The sequence below is a fragment of the Bradyrhizobium sp. USDA 326 genome, from assembly GCF_049739485.1.
In the GTDB taxonomy this organism is placed as follows: domain Bacteria; phylum Pseudomonadota; class Alphaproteobacteria; order Rhizobiales; family Xanthobacteraceae; genus Bradyrhizobium.
In genome coordinates, this window is record NZ_JBMGQA010000001.1 from 3,114,766 (window position 1) to 3,132,721 (window position 17,956).

Consider the following 17,956-nt stretch of genomic DNA (forward strand, 5'->3'; position numbering starts at 1 on the left):
CTTCCTCGATGTCGGTGGAAAGGCTTGATTTCAGGCCCCAATTTAATGATTGGCGGCCTTCATGCAAGCCGAGCCTACCGGCCCTGGGTGCGAAAGCGTCCTAATTCGGGACTTCCACGGCGGTTTCTACCGGCAGGGCGCCGCCGCGGATGCGGATTTCGCGGACGGGGTAGGGAACCCGGATGCCCTCGCGCTTGAACGCATCCCACAGCTCCAGCATCACGTCGCTCTTGACCTTGTCCATGCCGTCGGGGTCCGCGATCCAGAAGGTCAGCGAGAACTTCATCCCGGCTTCCGCGAACTCGGTCAGGACGCAGGTCGGCGGCTTGCCCTTCTGCGCGCGAGGATGGGCGGCGGCGGTCTCGGCGGCGAGCGTGCAGACAAGACGGGGGTCGGCATCGTAATTGGTGCCGAAGGCGATCTTCACCAGCGTGTTCTTGTCGGTATAGGTCCAGTTGACGACCTTCTGCGTCACCAGGTCCTCGTTCGGCACCAGGAATTCGCGGCCGTCGCCGGCGGCGACGGAAATATAGCGCGTCTTCATCGCGCTGATCCGTCCGGTGTTGTCGCCGATGGTGACGAGATCGCCGGGCTTCACCGACTTGTCGGCGAGCAGGATGATGCCCGAGATGAAATTGGCCACGATCTTCTGCAGGCCGATACCGATGCCGACGCCGACCGCGCCGGAGAACACCGCGAGCGCCGACAGGTCGATCCCGACGGCGCCGAGCGCAATGACGATTGCGATGGCAAGAAGCCCGATGCGGATGATCTTCACCAGCAGCACCTGCACCGACGGCGTCAGATCGGTGGTCGCGTTGATCCGGCTCTCGGCAAAGTTGCTCGCGATGTTGGTGGCCCAGAGTGCGATGAGGAGGAGCGCACCGGCCTTGAGTGCCAGCAGTGGGGTCAGCCTGAGGCCGCCGAGCACGATCGCGAAGGAATCGAGCACGTCGACCGTCGCGTCGAGCTGGCCGAGGATGGAGAGCGCGGCGACGAGCCACGCCGTGATCGACACCAGCTTGACGATGAAGGCGTTGCGCAGCACCGAGGTCACGAGCCGGATCACGAGCCAGGCGAAGCCCAGCTTGGCCGCGACCATCAAGAGATAGCTGCGGCTCGGCCAGGTCGCGTGGTACATCACCACGCGCGAGATGATCACGAGCAGCGTGAAAACCGCCGTCGAGGCGCTGGAGACCATCACCCGGGCGAAGTGGCGGAGCGGCAGCGGCCAGCGCATCGCCAGCGAGGTCATGTCGACGCGGCTGCGAATCGCGGCCTCCGCGGCATAGGCGATGCCGGCCGCGGCCAGGATCAGACCGAATTGCAGGTAGAACCAGGGTGAGGAGATTTCCGCCCCGACGCTGCGTGCGGTCGTCTGCACGAACTCCATGAAGTCTTTGAGGTCCATGTCCATCGGTCTCGTCGGCAAGCGGGGCGAATTGATTCGGGGGAGCCTGAGAATCCCATATAGGGCGCGGCCGGCCATCGATACACCGCGAAGTGAAGCGCGTTAAGGCCGTAAAATGCGGCCAGATCGCCGCGAGCCGCAGAAAATGGGTTGGCGCGCGAGTCCGCCGACGATAAGGATGCAATTCCAGCGATTTGTACCCGGAAGGTGGATGGCCTCCCTCGACTCCGTCAGTCTCGCCATATTACTCGGCGCCGTCCTCGTCATGGCCGGCATCCTCTCGAGCTTGCTCGCGCTGCGCTTCGGCGCGCCCCTGCTGCTCGTCTTCCTTGCGATCGGCATGCTCGCCGGCGATTCCGGCCCTGGCCAGCTCCAGTTCGACGACGTCCGCACCACCTATCTGGTCGGCTCCGTCGCGCTCGCCCTGATTCTGTTCGATGGCGGCCTGCGCACGCGCTTTGCCAGCATCCGCACCGTGCTCGCGCCGTCCGTGGTGCTCGCGACCGCCGGCGTGCTGCTGACCGCGCTGATCACGGCGCCATTCGCGAAATACGCGCTCGACCTGAACTGGACGGAGTCGCTGCTGGTCGGCGCCGTGGTGGCCTCGACCGACGCGGCCGCCGTGTTCCTCCTGGTGCACACCCAGGGCCTGCGCCTGCGCCCGCGCGTCGGCGCGACGCTGGAGGCGGAATCCGGCACCAACGATCCCTTTGCGATCTTCCTCACGCTCATGCTGGTGGAATACATCTCGATCGGCTCGAGCTCGCCCGGCCATGTGCTGGTGGAGTTCGTTCAGGAGGCGGTTCTTGGCGCCATCGTCGGTGTCATCGGCGGACGCCTGGTCGTGATCGCTCTCAACCAGGTGGCGCTGCCGCAGGGCCTGCACGCCCCGTTCGTGACCACGGGCGCGCTCGTGATCTTCGGCGGTTCGCAGATCATGCACGCCTCCGGCTTTCTCGCGGTCTATCTCGCCGGCATCATCATCGGCAACCGGCCGACGCGCGCGCATAATTTGGTGGTGACCTTCCTCGATGCGGCGACCTGGCTGGCGCAGATCGTGATGTTCGTGCTGCTCGGCCTCTTGGTCTCGCCGAGCCGGCTCGGCACCACCGTGTTGCCGGCCATCGCCGTTGCGCTCGTGCTGATGCTGGTGGCGCGGCCGCTCGCGGTGTTCGTGTGCCTTTCGCCGTTCCGCTTCAACTGGCGCGAGAAGATCTTCATCGCCTGGACGGGCTTGCGCGGTGCGGTCGCGATCTTCCTGGCCTCGATCCCGATGCTGGTCGGGCTGCCGAAGGCCTATCTCTATTTCGACGTCGCCTTCGTCGTCGTCATCATCTCGCTCCTGCTGCAGGGCTGGACGCTGGCGCCTGCCGCCCGCAAGCTGCACGTGGCGCTGCCGCGCGCCGAGCGCGGCCCGCGGCGCGTCGAACTCGACCTGCCCGGCCAGCTCGAGCAGCAGCTGGTCGGCTACCCGGTGCGGCCCAAGAGCCTGTATTTCCGCCGCGGCCTGATCCCGTCCTGGTCCAAGCCGACGCTGGTGATCCGCAACGAGAACATCCTGACGCCGGTGGAAGCCGACCCGATCGCTCCCGGCGACTACATCTATCTGCTGGCCCCGCCGGAAAAGGCCGAGTCGCTCGACCGCTTCTTCGTCGACATGCAACCGGGCACGGCGCCGGATCCGCATCTGCTCGGCGACTTCATGGTCTCCGGCGAGCACACGCTCGCCGAGCTCGCCGAGATCTACGGCGTCAAGGTCGGTGAAGACGAAGGCAAGCTGACCCTGGCCGACTATTTCGACGTCCATCTCGACCGCGCGCCGAAGGAGGGCGCCGAGCTCGCCCTGGACGAGATCGTTCTCGTCGCGCGCTCGATCTCCGGCGGCCGCGTCAATCTCGTCGGCTTGCGTCTGCCGGAAGAAAACGAGGCGCCCGAGCCGCTGACGCGCGCGCAGGCGCTGCGGAAGAAGCTCGCGGAGCTGTGGACCTCGGTGGCGGGAGTCTAGACACTCTCGTGTCCCGGACGCGGTGCAGCGTGAAACGCTGCTCCGCAGAGCCGGGACTCATGACTGTGGGCCCCGGCTCTGCAACGCATCACTTCGTGCTGCGTCGCGTCCGGGGCACGAGAGTTAACCGCACGTCGCTCTGTAGATGTTGGCGCACCTTTGACCAGACAACCGCCGCCAAATCGCCGCAACCGCTGAAGATTCGCGCAGCCTCGTGACTGTGAAACCCGGAACGCTCCGCGGCGCCGCTCGTTTTCCGCGTGACAGTCATCGTCTTTGACAGGAGCAGTTCCATGCGCAAGTTCATCTTGCCCGCCATCGTCGCCATCGGTCTCGGCGCAGCGGCGCCGGCGATGGCCTATGACACCGGCGATCAGATCTCGATGCAGGTCGCGCTCGACGTCGCGAGCGATCTCGGCGTTGTGACGGTCTCGCACACGAATTTCCTTGGCGATGAATGGGAGATCGAGGGTCGCGACCGCGCCGGCCGCTGGATGGAGGTCGATGTCGATGCCCGGACCGGCGAGGTCCGCAATGTCGACCGCGGCTGGTAGCTGAAAAGGAGCACGGTGGCCGGATGGAGCGCAGCAGCGAAATCCGGGCTACCGCCGCCTCACGTCAGCACCTTCACTCCGCCGAACGACGTCACGCGCCCCTGCTTCAGCAGGACGATCTGCGTCGCGAGCTGGCGCAGCTCGGCGGCGTCGTGGCTGACATAGACCATCGGCACGTTGGCTTCATCCCGCAGCCGCACCAGATAGGGCAGGATCTCGAGCTTGCGGCCCTCGTCGAGCGCGCCGAGCGGCTCGTCGAGCAGCAGCAGCCGCGGCTTCGACAACAGCGCGCGTCCGAGCGCGACGCGCTGGCGCTCGCCGCCCGAGAGCTTGCCGGGACGGCGATCGAGCAGCGCACCGATGTCGAGCAGGTCGATGATGCGCTTGTGCTGAGAGGGATCTGACGGCAGGCGGTTCATCCGCCGTCCATAGTCGAGATTCTGCGCGACGTTGAGATGCGGAAACAGCCGCGCGTCCTGGAACACATAGCCGATGCGGCGGCGCCAGGCCGGGACATGGATGCCGGCCGCGGTGTCGTCGACGGTTTCGCCGTCGATCACGATGGTGCCGCGGTCGGGCCGCAACAGTCCTGCAATCATGTTGACCAGTGACGTCTTGCCGGCGCCCGAGGCGCCGAACAGGCCGATGGCACGGCCTTCGCTGGCGAAGGAAGCATGCAGCGAGAATTCGCCAAGCTGCTTTTCGATGTCGACGCGCAGCATGTTCAGTTTCCGTGCAGGCGCGCGGTGGCGCGGCGGGCGAACCACTCGGCGGCGATCAATGCGCCCAGCGCCAGCACGATCGAGACGATCACCAGCCGTCCCGCCGCGGCATCGCCGTCCGGCGTCTGGATCAGCGAATAGATCGCCGAGGAGATCGTCTGGGTCTCGCCGGGAATGTTGGAGACGAAGGTGATCGTCGCGCCGAACTCGCCGATCGCCTTGGCGAAGCCGAGAACCATGCCGGCGAGCACGCCGGGCAGCGCGAGCGGCAGCGTCACCGTAAAGAACACTTTCCACGGCGCGGCGCCGAGTGTCTCGGCGGCCTGTTCGAGCCGGCGATCGATGGCCTCGATCGACAGCCGCATCGGGCGCACCAGCAGCGGAAACGACATCACGCCGCAGGCCAGCGCCGCGCCGGTCCAGCGGAATGAAAAGACGATGCCGAGGTGGTCGGCGAGGAAGCCGCCGACGAGGCCGCGGCGGCCGAACGTCAGCAGGAGCAGATAGCCGGTGACGACGGGCGGCAGCACCAGAGGCAGATGCACGACGGCGTCGAGCAGCGACTTGCCCCAGAAATCACGCCGCGCGAGCAGCCACGCCAGCGCGATGCCGAACGGCGTCGCCACCAGCGTTGCAATGATGGCGACCCTGAGCGAGAGCAGGATCGCCGTCCATTCGGCGGGGGAAATGTCGGACATCAAGCCGCAGGCATCAAGTCGTGGGACTGACCAGGAACCTGAAGCCGTACTTTTCAAAAATGGACTTCGCCGCCGAGGAGCGCAGGAAGGCCAGATAGCCGCTGGTCTCACCCTTCGCGGTCGTGGTCGCGGCGACGGGATAGACGATCGCGGGATGCGAAGCCGCCGGGAAGGTGCCGATGGTCTTCACGCCGGGCTCGACCTTGGCATCGGTCGCGTAGACGATGCCGAGACTGGCTTCGCCGCGGGCGACCAGCGTCAGCGCGGCGCGGACGCTCTCGGCCATGGCGAATTTCGGCTCCGCGGCCTGCCAGGCGCCGAGCTTCTCCAGCGCGGCCCTGGCATATTTGCCGACTGGCACGGACTTCACGTCGCCGGTCGCGATCCTGCCGTTGCCGGCGAGCTTGGCGAGATCGAAGCCTTGCGCGATGTTGACGTCGTCGATCCTGGCATCCTTCGGCGCGATCAGCACGATGCTGTTGCCGAGCAGGTTGACTCTGGAAGGTTCGTTGATGGTCTTCTTGGCGATCGCGTAGTCCATCCAGTCGGTATCGGCCGAGACGAACACGTCGGCCGGCGCGCCCTGCTCGATCTGCTTGGCGAGGACCGAGCTTGCGGCATAGCTGACGCTGAACTTGATGCCGGTCTTGGCGGTGTAGGCGGCGTCGATCTCGTCCAGCGCGTTCTTCATCGAGGCGGCGGCGAACACGGTGATGGTCTTGTCCTCGGCGGCGGCGGGCGAGAGGGCCGCGCCAGCGAGGATCATGAAGGCAGTGAAAAGTCCTGAAATGCGTAACATGGGGAGCGCTCCGTGCCAGTCCGCGCGCGCAAGACGCACGCGCAAGTCCGGCGTTGGGTGGGTCGATGCGACGGGTGGAAGCGCTGCTCCACGGGGCCCGGCAGCGGCTTACGACCGGCAGGGATATCGCTCCAGGCAAACATAGCAGGCCGAGGCGTCAGGTCAAAGGGCGACCGTTTGGTCAGTTTAACGGCGCCTATTGCGCCGGCAGGATTGCGATCGAGACCGAATTGTCCCTGGCGCCGCTGACCTGGAGCAGAAAGGGTTGCGCCGAAAGCTGGTATTTCATGGTCTTGCGGATGCCCTCGCAATCGGTCGCGCCGCTGAAGGCCACGGGCTTGAGGGCATGCCCATCCTGGACCACGTCGACCCAGGCGCCAGTGGACAGGCTGATCGTGTAGAGCCCGGCCTTGGCGGATTTGACGCTGGTGAATCCGGCAAAGGTGCCGTCCTTTGGCGCGCGCTCCGGCGTCGTCGGCAGCTTTGCTTCACTCGGGACAACCAGCTCCAGCGTGATGGCCGAGGACGGCAATGCCGCCTGCTCGCTTCCCGAGGCGAGTTTGGTGCGGTCCGGTGCCGTGAGCGCGGCGCGCTCGCGCTCGATCGGCCATTTGAACTTGTCGCAGCCGCTGGGCTCCTCGGCGGCGAAAGCGGAAGTCGCGCTGATTGTGAGCGCAGTGAGGAAGATGAGGGCGCGCATGTGAAATCCCATCGTTGGCCACGCGACCGGCGCGAGGCTTGCAGTCAGGCTTGTCGAAAGATGGGATGCACATCCCCGGATGCCGCGGGCTTACGGCTCGGCGGCAGCACGATCCTAACGCATGATGACGACGCGAACCAACCAACGAGTTCGTCATCCCGGGGGCGCGCAGCGCCAGCCCGGATCCATAACCACAGGATTGCGTTCGGCGAGGACTCGGAGTGACTTGCTTCGCGCAAGGACCAGGCCCTGTGGTTTTGGGTCCCCGGGCTCGCTTCGAGGCCCGGGACGACGGTGGTGGATGAGGCGGCGGCGCAGCTTACGGCTTCGCGTCGCCTGCGTGCAGCACCGCCTTGCAGGCCGCGGGCATCTGCGCCAGCGTCATCGGCGGCTTCGGCTTTGGCGGCTCCGGCGGCGGTTTCGGGTGCAGCACCGCGTCGGAGAACCAGTAGGCGAGATCGGCGGGTTTGCAGCCTTCGTCCTCGGCCTGTGACGGCTGGCCCTCGCATTCGCCGGCCCCCGGCGGGCAGCGCATGCGGATGTGGAAGTGGTAGTCGTGGCCCCACCATGGCCGGATCTTCGACAGCCAGGCGCGATCGCCCTTGGCTTCGCGGCACAACGCCTTCTTGATCGCGGCGTTGACGAAGATGCGCTGCACGGCGGGCTCCCGCGCCGCATCGCGCAGCACCAGCACATGGCCAGGCGTGAACACCTTGGGATCGACGTCGAGCCGGTCCTGGCGCACCATCATCACGGCCGACATGTCCTCGCGCTCCTCGCGCGAGAGCCGGCGGCTCGGCATCGGGGTCAGCCAGATGTCCGCATCGAGGCCGATCTGGTGGCTGGCATGGCCGGACAGCGCCGGCCCGCCGCGCGGCTGGGCGATGTCGCCGACCAGGATGCCGGGCCATCCCGCGTCCTTGTGCGCTTTCGCCGCGAGCCGCTTGATCAATGCGATCATGTCCGGGTGGCCGTAGCTGCGATTGCGCGACAGCCGCATCACCTGCCAATAGTCCCCGTTGACCGGAATCTGCTCCGCGCCGCCGATGCAGCCCTTGGCGTATGAGCCGATGACATGGGCCGGCCCTTTCGACGGCAGCAGCTTTCGCGCGAACAGTTCCTTGGCGGCGAGATCGGGGTCGTTCGGATTGGCGAGCGGCGGCAGCGGCTTCGGGTTGATGCTGCCCTTGTCCTGGGCCAGCGCACCGCTGGCAGCAAGGAGAGCAAGCGAGAGCAGGAGGAGTGTGATGCTGCGGCGACTCATGCTGACGTCCTTATAGCCCAATGCGGCATCAGGGTTAAGAACGAGGCATTGAGCGGATCGCAACATCACGGCGCACGGGCCCCAAATCGCGTCTCAAATTGCCGCTTCTTAACGCCGCAATAACCGTATCCCGCATTGACCAAAATTCGTGCGCGGAGGGAGGAATATCCGCGGACCGCATGCAATCGCGTGCGATTTCGGAACGGATTCAAGCGCGCGCGCAATTTTGCGCCGGGTCGCCCATTGCTTGCGGTGCCGGACTGAGTGCGACCGTGCTTGCCGCCGCAGCCGCGCCGCGCAAAGAGGCAGCAGGCTCCGCCTCGCGCGGACCGCGGCCGGGGCAAGATTACTTTTTTTTCAGACACTTGCCTCAAGACTTGCGGCCGCCGGCACGACTGGGACGAGTGAAGTTGAGTTTGGGGTCTCGAAGAACGAAAAAGCGAAAGCAAAACGTGCCTGCCCGCGCCGGCAGAAAGGCGCGCAAGCCGCGTTTCGCGTGCGCGACCCGAGACCTTGTCGAGCGCGACGAAGTCCTGCGCAGCCGCGCCGAGGCGGAAGCCGCGATTGCGGAAGCGCGCAAATCCCATGAACGCCTGCGCCAGGCCATCGATATCCTGCCGCAGGGCATCGTGTTCCTCGATGCCGAAGGCCGCTACGTCCTCTGGAACAAGAAATACGCCGAGATCTACAGCAAGACCGCCGATCTGTTCGAGGAAGGCGCGCGCCTCGAAGACACGCTGCGCATCGGCGTCGCCCGCGGCGACTATCCCGAGGCCATCGGTCATGAGGACGAGTGGATCGCCGAACGTCTGCAAAAGCTCTATCAGCCCGGTGCGCGCCACGAGCAGAAGCTGTCGGACGGCCGCGTCATCCTGATCGACGAACGCCTGACCGACGATGGCGGCGTCGTCGGCCTGCGCGTCGACATCACCGAATTGAAGCAGCGCGAGGCCTCGTTCCGCCTGCTGTTCGACGGCAATCCCGTGCCCATGATCGTCTGCGCGCTGGATGACGAGCGCATCATCGCCGTCAACGACGCCGCGGTGGCGCATTACGGCTACAGCCGGGCCGAATTCGAGAAACTGAAGATCCGCTCCCTGCAGGCCTTCGACAGCGAGCCGCCCTGGACCGCCGAGCGCTCCAGCGAGGAACAGGCCGGGCGCACCTGGAAGCACGTCAAGGCCGACGGGGCGCTGATCGATCTTGCCATCTACTCCCGCGAACTGACCTACGCCGAGCGGCCCGCGGTGCTGCTCGCGCTGATGGACATCACCGAGCGCAAGCGCGCCGAGGCGCGGCTCGCCTTCATGGCCCAGCATGACGCGCTGACCGGCCTTCCCAATCGCAGCCTGCTGCGGCAGGAAATGGACGAGATGCTGCTGCACACGCGGCGCGGCGCCGAGAAGGTCGCCCTGCTGATGCTCGGGCTCGACAATTTCAAGGCGGTCAACGATACGCTGGGGCATGCGGTCGGCGACAAGCTCCTGCGCGGCGTCGCCAAGCGGCTCCGCTCCACCTTGCGCGAGGAGGACGCGCTGGCGCGCCTCAACTCCGACGAGTTCGCGATAGTGCAGAGCGGGCTGGCACGGCCCGAAGACGCGGTCATGCTGGCCAAGCGCCTCTTGGAGGCCATCGCCGATCCCTATCTGCTCGACGGCCATTCCGTGGTGATCGGCGCCTCGATCGGCATTGCGATGGCGCCGGGCGATGGCGAAGATTCCGAGAAGCTGCTCAAGAGCGCCGACATGGCGCTGTCGCGGGCCAAGCTGGATGCGCGCGGCACCTTCGCCTTCTTCGAGGCCGCGCTCGATGCGAAGGCGCAGCGCCGCCGCAAGATCGAGGTCGAGCTGCGCGACGCGATCCAGAACGACGTGCTCCGTCCCTATTACCAGCCGCTGATCGATCTCCAGGGCGGCCGTATCACCGGCTTCGAGGCGCTGGTGCGCTGGCCGCATGCCGAGCGCGGCATGGTCTCTCCGGCCGAGTTCATCCCGGTCGCCGAGGACACCGGCCTGATCAATCCGCTCGGCGGGCTGATGCTGCGCCGGGCCTGCCTCGATGCCGCGGCCTGGCCCGACGACGTCCGCGTCGCCGTCAACCTGTCGCCGCTCCAGTTCCGCAGCGGCAATCTGCTTTCGATCGTGACGGACGCGCTGAAACATTCCGGCCTGCCGCCGCGCCGGCTCGAGCTCGAGATCACCGAGACGCTGCTCCTGGAGAAGAGCGCGCAGGTGCTGGCGACGCTGCACGCGCTGCGTGGGCTCGGCGTGCGCATCTCGATGGACGATTTCGGCACCGGCTATTCCAGCCTCAGCTATCTGCGCAGCTTCCCCTTCGACAAGATCAAGATCGACCAGTCCTTCGTGCGCGATCTCGGGGCCAACCGCGAGGCCCAGGCGATCATCCGCTCCATCGTCAGCCTCGGCAAGGGCCTCGGCGTCACGATCACGGCCGAAGGCGTCGAGACCGAAGCCGAGCTCAGCTGTCTCAGGGCCGAAGGCTGCCACGAGGGCCAGGGCTTTCTGTTCAGCAAGGCCCGGCCGAATGCGGAGATCATCAGCCTGCTCGCGGCGCAGCGCGGCATCGATGGCGACGAGGACGCCGCGCTGGTGGCGTGAGCGGCGGTGCTCCTTCAGAGCCATTCGTTCGCGCTCGCAAATATCTCAATGTGAGGGAGCGGGTGAGGGCTCTCTCCTCTAGGGGGCCTCGCCCGGAGGAGACACCCTCTCCCCAGCCCTCCTCCGCAAGCGGGGGAGGGAGCGCAGCACCGTTTGGGCTGCCATCAACTCCCCGCCAAGATCGCCTTCCCCACATCCTCATAATGCGTGTCGCGCGCCTGAATCTGCTGCGCGATGGCGTGCATGTCGCGGAACCGGCGCTCGAACGGATGGCTGCGGAACACCGCGGTCGCGCCGGCCATGTGATAGGCGGCGTCGACCACGCGTGCGGATTGATGGATGGTCCAGGTCGCGGCGAGGCGGACCGCGCTGCGATGTGCCGCGCTGAATTCCCCGGTCGCAGCGAGTTCGCGCCACATCGCGCCTGCAGCCGCATAGAGATAGGCGCGGGCGGCAAATCACCCTCGGTGCGGCCGATCAGCCCCTGGATGGCCTGGTTGTCGCGCATGGCGCCAGCCGCCAGCGATTGGTGCTTCTCCCGCGCCAGCGCGATAGCCGCATCCAGCGTGGCGCGCGCGACGCCGAGCGATACCGCGGCAAAGCCGAGGCTGAAGGTCGAGCCGGTGCCGATCCTGTAGAGCGCGCCTGTCTCGCGGAGCGCGGTCGGCGCGTCGCGAAACGCCGTGAAGCGCTCGGGGATGAAGAGCTCGTTCACCTCGTAGGAATCCGTGCCGGTGCCGGCGAGCCCGATCGCCTGCCAGACGTCGTGCAAGGTCGCGCGCGCTACAGGAAACAGGATGGTGCGCACTTCCGGCGATCCATCGGCATTCTTGCGCGGCACGCCGTCAGCGCCGACGATGCGGACATGCGCGCCCAGCCAGCTCGCCTGCCGCGAGCCCGAGGCAAAGTCCCAGCGCGCGGTGACGCGATAGCCGCCCTCGACCGCACGCGCCTCATGTGCGATCGCGCCCCAGGCGAGGATGCCGGGCGGGGTGTTGAATATTTCCTGCGCGGTGCCGTGGTCGAGCCAGGCTGCGATCATCGCGCAGACACTGCACTGGCCGAGACACCAGGCGGTGGACGCATCCGCCTTGGCGATTTCCTCCAGCATCTGCATGAAGACTTCCGGCGGAGCTTGCGCGCCGCCGAGGCTCTGCGGCAGTAGCGCCCGGTAGAGCCCGTTCTCGATCCGCGCGGCCACGACGCCCGGCGTCAGCCGTCGCGTCCGCTCGATCTCGTCGGCCTCGCGTGCAATCATCGGCACGATGGCGCGGGCACGTTCGACCAGCCCGGATCCGGGAGTTGCGTTCATCGCGCTTGTCCTCGCTCCTTCTATCGTGAGGAGTAAGAGACGCGATCGTGGTCCATTCCGCTGTTGGGATCAAGGCAATGCCGTTGTCATCCCGGGTCGTGCCGTGTGGGTGCGTGAGGATGACGACAGAGAATCAGACTTTCACCGTCACACATCGGCTCAGGTCAGGCCTACTTGGTCTTGTCGCCCATGTGGTGAGGCGTCGAAGTGGCGGGGCCGCCGGTGTAATGATGGCCGCCTGACTTCGCCTTGGTCGAGGCGCCGGTCGTTTCCTTCTTGCCCATGTGGTGAGGGACTTCCGTCTTCGGCCCACCGCTGTAGTGGTGACCGTTCTTTTCCTTATCCGTGGTCTGAGCCATCGCCGGCGCAGCCAGCAGCGAAACGACGCCGAACGCGACCAAGAGCTTCTTCGTGATCATGTCCATTCTCCCGGGTTGTAGAAAGAGGCATCATAAGAGGCAGTGGAAGGTTCCACTTTGAGAAAGCTCAAGCAAAGAACGTTCGCAAATCACGCGTGACCGCGGCCGCCGATGATGCAGGGCAAGTGAGGACCTGTCGGAAACTTGATGTGAATCAACGATGGTGACGATCGCGCCGCTAGGCTTCCGATAGCCGCAGGAGCGTGCCGTGACGGTGCAAGACCATTCCGGGTTTCAGGAGCGCCCGCAGGAGCGCATGTCCACCAAGGCCAAGGCCGGCCTCGCCCTGATGGGATTCCTGGGCATTGCCGGCGCGCTGCTGTTCACCGAACACCGGGCCCACGTGCTCGGGCTTCTGGTCTGGCTGCCCCTGCTCGCCTGTCCGCTCATGCACGTCTTCATGCATGGCGGGCACGGCCACCATCACGGCGGCGGCCGGCCGGACGATCAGAGGAGCGTGTGATGCACGACGCTGCGCCGGCCTATGGTCTCTGGAGTCTCGTCGTCGTCAATTCGGCGGTCTTCATCCTGTTCGCCTACAGTTTCTTCAAGCCGCAGACCTCGCGCGACTGGCGCTCGTTCGGCGCGTTCAGTGCGTTCCTGGTGGCGCTGTTCGTCGAGATGTACGGCTTCCCGCTCACCATCTACTTCCTGTCGGGCTGGCTGCAGTCGCGCTATCCGAGCGTCGACTGGTTCTCGCATGATGCCGGCCATCTGCTCGAGATGATGTTCGGCTGGAAGACCAATCCGCACGCCGGTCCGTTCCACGTCCTGAGCTTCATCTTCATCGGCGCAGGGTTCCTACTCATCGCCGCCGCCTGGAGAGTGCTGTACGACGCGCAGCAGACCCGGAGCCTCGCGACCACCGGGCCTTACAGTTACGTCCGGCATCCGCAATATGTCGGCTTCGTCCTGGTGATGTTCGGCTTCCTGCTGCAATGGCCGACCATCCTCACGCTGGCGATGTTTCCGGTCTTGACCGTCATGTACGTAAAGCTCGCGAGAGACGAGGAGCGGGACGCCAGGACGGAGTTCGGCGAAGCCTATGCGAAGTATGCCGCGGACGTCCCGGCTTTCATACCGCGCCTGAGCCGAATTCTCCGGCAGGGCTCGACCGGCGGGACCTATCGTCACGGCTGATCCTGCGATCAGCTCGCCGAGCTGGCCAATGAAGCATTTGGGAGGCGCACCAATCAGGAAAGGCAGGGCGCAGAGTGAGATCGATCGCGACCATACCGCCGGCTTTGATGAAACGGGATCTTCGGATCGACCTCTTCCGCGGCCTTTCCTTGTGGTGGATCTACATCAATCACATTCCGGAAAGCTATCTGAACAGGTTCACGCCCAAGAATTTCGGCTTCAGCGACGCGGCGGAGATTCTCGTATTTCTGTCGGGCCTTGCGTCCGGTATCGTCTACGGCGACCTGCTGCGTCGGTCCGGCTTTGCGGCCGCGAGCTTACGCATGTTGCGGCGTTCGTTCGAAATCTATGTCGCGCAGATCATGACGGTCGTGCTGTTGCTGGCCGAAGTGTCGTTTGTCGCGGCATGGCAGCCCGGCATGTTCGATCACGCCAATTTGGCCATCCTGCTGCAAGAGCCCGCGGAAACACTGCTTCAGGTGGCGCTGCTGCGCTATTCTCCGGTCAATCTCGACCCTCTGCTGCTGATGGTCATACTGCATTTCGCGCTCGTCCTCATCCTGCCGTTGACGATAGGCGCCTGGCCGCTGGCCCTGACCGGGTCCGTCGCTCTCTACGTTCTCGCCCATCAGTTTGACTGGTACATCCCGGCCTATCCGAGGGGGCAACTCTATTTCAATCCGCTGAACTGGCAGTTGCTGTTCGTGATCGGCATCTGGTGGGGGGCAAACCGCGGCGACTGGCAGCTTGCCGTTCTCAACTCCCGGGCTCTTGCCGCTCTGGCGGCGGGCTACCTGCTGTTCTCGTTCGTGATCACCCTGGGCTGGCAGATCCACGCGATCGAAGCCTACGTGCCGGGATGGCTGTCGCGTCTGATTTATCCCGTCGACAAGACCAATCTCGACATCTTGCGATTGTTGCATTTTGCCGCGCTCGCGCTGCTCTGCTGGCGCTTTCTTCCGAGCAATGCCAGCATCCTGAAAGCCAGGGCGCTGCTGCCGCTGATACGGTGCGGCGAATATTCACTGGCGGTCTACTGCGCGAGCGTCCTGTTGTCCTTTGCGGCTCATGCCCTGCTCAGCCTGGGCTCGAGCAGCCTGGCATCGCAGACGCTGCTCACTCTCTTGGGGCTCATCCTGATGAGCGCCCTGGCGATATCGCTCGCCGCAATCGATCGTGGCGTGTTTCCTGATCTCCGGCCGTTGTAACCTGAACACGAATGCGCAGGCACTTCGATGAGCGAGCCTGTCTTCACCGCCAAGGCGCTGACCAAGACCTACGTCGCAGGCGAGGTGATGGTGCATGCGCTCAGAAACGTCGATCTGGAGATCGCCGAGAAGGAGGTGGTCGTGCTGCTCGGCCCGTCCGGCAGCGGCAAGACGACATTGCTCAACATCATGGGCGGTCTCGACCGGCCGACCAGCGGCAGGCTCTACTTCCGCGATCTCGACCTGACCGATCTTCAGGACCGTGAGCTGACGAAGTATCGCCGCGACCATGTCGGCTTCGTCTTTCAGTTCTACAATCTGGTGCCGAGCCTCACCGCGTATGAAAACGTCGCGCTGGTCACCGAGGTCGCCAGAAGCCCGATGCGGCCCGCCGAGGCGCTCGCGCTGGTCGGGCTGGAGGAGCGGATGCATCATTTCCCCGCCCAGCTCTCCGGTGGCGAGCAGCAGCGCGTCGCCATTGCCCGCGCGATCGCGAAGCGCCCGGCGGTGCTGCTCTGCGACGAGCCGACCGGCGCGCTGGACTCGAAGACCGGCATTCGCGTCATCGATGCGCTGCTTGGCGTCAACCGGCAGCTCGGAACCACCACGCTCATCATCACCCACAATGCCAGCATCCAGGAGGTCGCCGACAGGGTGCTGTTCTTCGCCGACGGACGAATCTCCCGGATCCAGCGCAATGAGACCCGGCGGGATGCCGCCGAGCTCACCTGGTGACGGCCATGAGGGCGCTCGACATCAAGCTGCTTCGCGACGTCAGGCGGCTCTGGGCGCAGGTCCTCGCCGTCGCGCTGGTGGTCGGAGGCGGCGTTGCAACGCTGGTGCTCGCGGTCGGTTCGCATCGATCGCTCGAGGAGACGCGGATCGCCTATTACGAACGCTACGGCTTCGGCGACGTGTTTGCGCAGGCCAAGCGCGCACCCAAGGCGCTCGCCGGCAGGATCGGCGAGATCCCCGGCGTCGCCGCCGTCGACACCCGCATCGCCAAGCCCGCGCTGCTCGACATTCCCGGCTTTTCCGCGCCCGCCAGCGCGCACTTCGTTTCGCTGCCGGACTACGGCGAGCCGCGTCTCAATCGGCTCTATATGCGCTCCGGGCGCCTGCCGGAGCCTGGGCGTTCCGAAGAAGTCGTCGTCAACGAGCCGTTCGCCCGCGCCCACGGCTTCTCGGAAGGGGCGCGGTTCTCGGCGATCCTGAACGGCAGGAAGCGCGAGCTCGTCATCGTCGGCACGGCGCTGTCACCCGAGTTCGTCTTCACCGTCGGCCCGGGGGACCTGATGCCGGACGATCGCCGTTACGCCATCGTCTGGATGTCGGAAAAAGCGCTCGCCGGCGTCTACGATCTCGATGGCGCCTTCTCGGCGGTATCGGTCAAGCTGCAGCCCGGCGCGTCGGAGCGCGAGGTGATCGCGCGGCTCGACGCGTTGCTCGATCCGTATGGCGGCCAGGCGGCCCATGGGCGGAAGGACCAGACCTCGCACGCCTGGCTCGATCATGAGCTCGACATGCTCGACAACATGAGCCGCACCCTGCCGCCGATCTTTCTGCTGGTGGCCGCGTTCCTGGTCAATCTCACCTTGACCCGGATGGTCGCGCTGGAGCGCGAGCAGATCGGCCTGTTCAAGGCGCTGGGCTATTCCGACGGCAGCGTCATGCTGCAATATCTGAAGTTCGTGGCCCTGATCGTCGCGATCGGAATCGTCCTCGGCGGCATTGCCGGGACCTGGCTCGGATTGCGCGTCACGGCTCTGTTCGGCGACTTCTTCCATTTCCCGTTCCTGGTGTTCGCGAAGGCGCCGGACCTGTACGTCACCGCGGGCGCGCTCAGCGCGGCGGCCGCCGCCATCGGTGCGCTGCGGGCGCTGCGCGAGGTGGTGAAGCTGCCGCCGGCCGTCGCCATGCAGCCGCCGGCCCCGCCGGTCTATCGCCCACTGCTGCCGGCAAGCATCCAACTCGATCAGTTCGTGTCGCAGCCAACGCTCATGATGATCCGCAACATTGCCCGGCACCCCGTCCGCGCCGCATTCACCGCGTTCGGCATGGCGTCCGCCACGGCGATCCTGGTCGTGTCGCTGTTCACGCGCGACTCGATGGAACACCTGATCGACGTGACTTATTTTCTCGCCGATCGGCAGGACGCAACCATCGGCTTCGCCGAGAAGCGGGTCGCGAACGTGGTGGAGCAGGTGCGCCGGCTTCCGGGCGTTCTCGCCGCAGAGCCGTTCCGCGAGGTGCCGGTCCGCATTCGCCACGGCAACGTCGAACGGCGGATCGCCATCAGCGGCAGGCCCACCGACGCCGATCTCAGGCGCATCATCGACGCTGACCTCCGGCCGGTCGCGCTGCCGCAGACGGGCCTCGCGATCTCCGGCATGCTCGCTCATATCCTCCACGTCGGGCCCGGCGACACCGTCGAGCTCGATCTGCTGGAGGGCGCCCGCCGCACCGTGACGATGCCGGTCGTGGCCACCGTCGAGGATTATTTCGGCATCAGGGGGATGATGGACATCGAGGCGCTTCGCAGGCTGATGCGCGAGGCGCCCGCCGTGGTCAGCGCGAATCTCAGCCTCGACGGCAACCGGGCGGAGGATTTCTACGCGGCGGTGAAGTCGATGCCGACGGTTGGCGGCGTGGCGCTGCAGCGCGCGTCGCTGGCGAACTTCCGCAAGACGGTCGCGCTGCTCGTCACCACGATGGCGAGCATCTACACCGGGCTCGCGGCCGTGATCGCGTTCGGCGTGGTCTACAACAACGCCCGGATCTCGCTGTCCGAGCGGGCGCGGGAGCTGGCGAGCCTGCGCGTGCTCGGCTTCACGCGCGGCGAGGTGCTGCGCATCCTCCTCCTGGAACTCGCCATCCTCACCGCGATCGCCCAGCCGCCCGGCTGGCTGATGGGTTATGGGCTTGCATGGGTGATGAAGACGAATCTGGCCGGCGAATTGATGCGCGTCCGCCTCGTCGTCGAGCATTCCACCTATGTCATCGCGACCTCCGTCGTGGTGCTGGCGGCCATCGCCTCCGCGGCGGTCATCCGCGAACGAATCGACAAGCTGGACCTGGTCGCGGTCCTCAAGACGCGAGACTAGCC

The 17,956-nt window shown here is 65.9% G+C and carries 15 protein-coding genes and 1 pseudogene; 8 read left to right on the forward strand and 8 right to left on the reverse strand.

Annotated features, from left to right (window positions below):
- Nucleotides 1–100: 100 nt before the first annotated feature.
- Complete coding sequence (locus tag ABIG06_RS14825) at nt 101–1,417, reverse strand: mechanosensitive ion channel family protein (RefSeq protein WP_199751651.1); 1,317 nt, start codon at nt 1,415–1,417, stop codon at nt 101–103.
- A 205-nt stretch (nt 1,418–1,622) separates the two neighbouring features.
- On the opposite strand from ABIG06_RS14825, the gene ABIG06_RS14830 reads away from it, so the two are divergent.
- Together ABIG06_RS14830 and ABIG06_RS14835 are read left to right on the forward strand one after the other, a co-directional pair.
- The gene (locus ABIG06_RS14830; protein WP_370137567.1) at nt 1,623–3,416 is read left to right on the forward strand and encodes a potassium/proton antiporter; all 1,794 of its coding nucleotides are present in this window, start codon (nt 1,623–1,625) and stop codon (nt 3,414–3,416) included.
- A 293-nt stretch (nt 3,417–3,709) separates the two neighbouring features.
- Nucleotides 3,710–3,970 carry a PepSY domain-containing protein gene (locus ABIG06_RS14835; protein ID WP_370137570.1) on the forward strand — a complete coding sequence of 87 codons (261 nt, stop codon included), beginning with the start codon at nt 3,710–3,712 and terminating at the stop codon, nt 3,968–3,970.
- Between the two features lie 59 nt (nt 3,971–4,029).
- On the opposite strand, the gene modC is transcribed toward ABIG06_RS14835, so the two are convergent.
- From modC to mepA, 5 genes are all read right to left on the reverse strand, one after another.
- A complete protein-coding gene (modC, locus tag ABIG06_RS14840; protein WP_370137572.1) occupies nt 4,030–4,692 on the reverse strand; it encodes a molybdenum ABC transporter ATP-binding protein in 663 nt (220 codons plus the stop codon).
- Between the two features lie 2 nt (nt 4,693–4,694).
- A complete protein-coding gene (gene modB / locus ABIG06_RS14845; protein ID WP_370137574.1) occupies nt 4,695–5,390 on the reverse strand; it encodes a molybdate ABC transporter permease subunit in 696 nt (231 codons plus the stop codon).
- Between the two features lie 13 nt (nt 5,391–5,403).
- Nucleotides 5,404–6,189: a molybdate ABC transporter substrate-binding protein gene (gene modA, locus ABIG06_RS14850; protein WP_370137576.1), complete on the reverse strand. Its 786-nt coding sequence runs from the start codon at nt 6,187–6,189 to the stop codon at nt 5,404–5,406.
- A gap of 196 nt (nt 6,190–6,385) precedes the next feature.
- Nucleotides 6,386–6,889, reverse strand: a complete 504-nt coding sequence (locus tag ABIG06_RS14855; protein WP_370137578.1) for a hypothetical protein — start codon at nt 6,887–6,889, stop codon at nt 6,386–6,388.
- Nucleotides 6,890–7,208: 319 nt separating this feature from the next.
- Complete coding sequence (gene mepA, locus ABIG06_RS14860) at nt 7,209–8,153, reverse strand: penicillin-insensitive murein endopeptidase (protein ID WP_370137580.1); 945 nt, start codon at nt 8,151–8,153, stop codon at nt 7,209–7,211.
- Nucleotides 8,154–8,605: 452 nt separating this feature from the next.
- On the opposite strand from mepA, the gene ABIG06_RS14865 reads away from it, so the two are divergent.
- Nucleotides 8,606–10,771, forward strand: a complete 2,166-nt coding sequence (locus tag ABIG06_RS14865; RefSeq protein ID WP_370137582.1) for a putative bifunctional diguanylate cyclase/phosphodiesterase — start codon at nt 8,606–8,608, stop codon at nt 10,769–10,771.
- Nucleotides 10,772–10,935: 164 nt separating this feature from the next.
- Here the strand turns inward: ABIG06_RS14865 and ABIG06_RS14870 are convergent.
- Both ABIG06_RS14870 and ABIG06_RS14875 read right to left on the reverse strand, forming a co-directional pair.
- Nucleotides 10,936–12,083, reverse strand: a pseudogene (locus ABIG06_RS14870) (acyl-CoA dehydrogenase family protein).
- A 170-nt stretch (nt 12,084–12,253) separates the two neighbouring features.
- Nucleotides 12,254–12,502 carry a hypothetical protein gene (locus ABIG06_RS14875; RefSeq protein ID WP_124161238.1) on the reverse strand — a complete coding sequence of 83 codons (249 nt, stop codon included), beginning with the start codon at nt 12,500–12,502 and terminating at the stop codon, nt 12,254–12,256.
- 208 nt (nt 12,503–12,710) lie between these two features.
- On the opposite strand from ABIG06_RS14875, the gene ABIG06_RS14880 reads away from it, so the two are divergent.
- The 5 genes from ABIG06_RS14880 (at nt 12,711) to ABIG06_RS14900 (ending at nt 17,954) form a co-directional block, all read left to right on the forward strand.
- Complete coding sequence (locus tag ABIG06_RS14880) at nt 12,711–12,965, forward strand: DUF2933 domain-containing protein (RefSeq protein ID WP_199751653.1); 255 nt, start codon at nt 12,711–12,713, stop codon at nt 12,963–12,965.
- A complete protein-coding gene (locus ABIG06_RS14885) occupies nt 12,965–13,642 on the forward strand; it encodes a methyltransferase family protein (protein WP_199751656.1) in 678 nt (225 codons plus the stop codon). The genes ABIG06_RS14880 and ABIG06_RS14885 overlap by 1 nt, the downstream gene beginning before the upstream one ends.
- Nucleotides 13,643–13,749: 107 nt before the next feature.
- The gene (locus ABIG06_RS14890; RefSeq protein WP_124161240.1) at nt 13,750–14,850 is read left to right on the forward strand and encodes an OpgC domain-containing protein; all 1,101 of its coding nucleotides are present in this window, start codon (nt 13,750–13,752) and stop codon (nt 14,848–14,850) included.
- 27 nt (nt 14,851–14,877) lie between these two features.
- Entirely contained in the window at nt 14,878–15,585 is a 708-nt protein-coding gene (locus ABIG06_RS14895) for an ABC transporter ATP-binding protein (protein ID WP_124161241.1), read from the forward strand.
- A 5-nt stretch (nt 15,586–15,590) separates the two neighbouring features.
- The gene (locus ABIG06_RS14900; protein ID WP_370137584.1) at nt 15,591–17,954 is read left to right on the forward strand and encodes an ABC transporter permease; all 2,364 of its coding nucleotides are present in this window, start codon (nt 15,591–15,593) and stop codon (nt 17,952–17,954) included.
- Nucleotides 17,955–17,956: the final 2 nt, after the last annotated feature.

Bases quoted from the DNA above. Each gene is read 5' to 3' on its own strand.
- mepA (WP_370137580.1), bottom strand. From the start codon at position 8,153: ATGAGTCGCCGCAGCATCACACTCCTCCTGCTCTCGCTTGCTCTCCTT.
- ABIG06_RS14835 (WP_370137570.1), top strand. From the start codon at position 3,710: ATGCGCAAGTTCATCTTGCCCGCCATCGTCGCCATCGGTCTCGGCGCA.
- ABIG06_RS14890 (WP_124161240.1), top strand. From the start codon at position 13,750: ATGAAACGGGATCTTCGGATCGACCTCTTCCGCGGCCTTTCCTTGTGG.
- ABIG06_RS14825 (WP_199751651.1), bottom strand. From the start codon at position 1,417: ATGGACATGGACCTCAAAGACTTCATGGAGTTCGTGCAGACGACCGCA.
- ABIG06_RS14875 (WP_124161238.1), bottom strand. From the start codon at position 12,502: ATGATCACGAAGAAGCTCTTGGTCGCGTTCGGCGTCGTTTCGCTGCTG.
- modB (WP_370137574.1), bottom strand. From the start codon at position 5,390: ATGTCCGACATTTCCCCCGCCGAATGGACGGCGATCCTGCTCTCGCTC.
- ABIG06_RS14830 (WP_370137567.1), top strand. From the start codon at position 1,623: ATGGCCTCCCTCGACTCCGTCAGTCTCGCCATATTACTCGGCGCCGTC.
- modC (WP_370137572.1), bottom strand. From the start codon at position 4,692: ATGCTGCGCGTCGACATCGAAAAGCAGCTTGGCGAATTCTCGCTGCAT.
- ABIG06_RS14855 (WP_370137578.1), bottom strand. From the start codon at position 6,889: ATGCGCGCCCTCATCTTCCTCACTGCGCTCACAATCAGCGCGACTTCC.
- modA (WP_370137576.1), bottom strand. From the start codon at position 6,189: ATGTTACGCATTTCAGGACTTTTCACTGCCTTCATGATCCTCGCTGGC.
- ABIG06_RS14900 (WP_370137584.1), top strand. From the start codon at position 15,591: ATGAGGGCGCTCGACATCAAGCTGCTTCGCGACGTCAGGCGGCTCTGG.
- ABIG06_RS14885 (WP_199751656.1), top strand. From the start codon at position 12,965: ATGCACGACGCTGCGCCGGCCTATGGTCTCTGGAGTCTCGTCGTCGTC.
- ABIG06_RS14895 (WP_124161241.1), top strand. From the start codon at position 14,878: ATGAGCGAGCCTGTCTTCACCGCCAAGGCGCTGACCAAGACCTACGTC.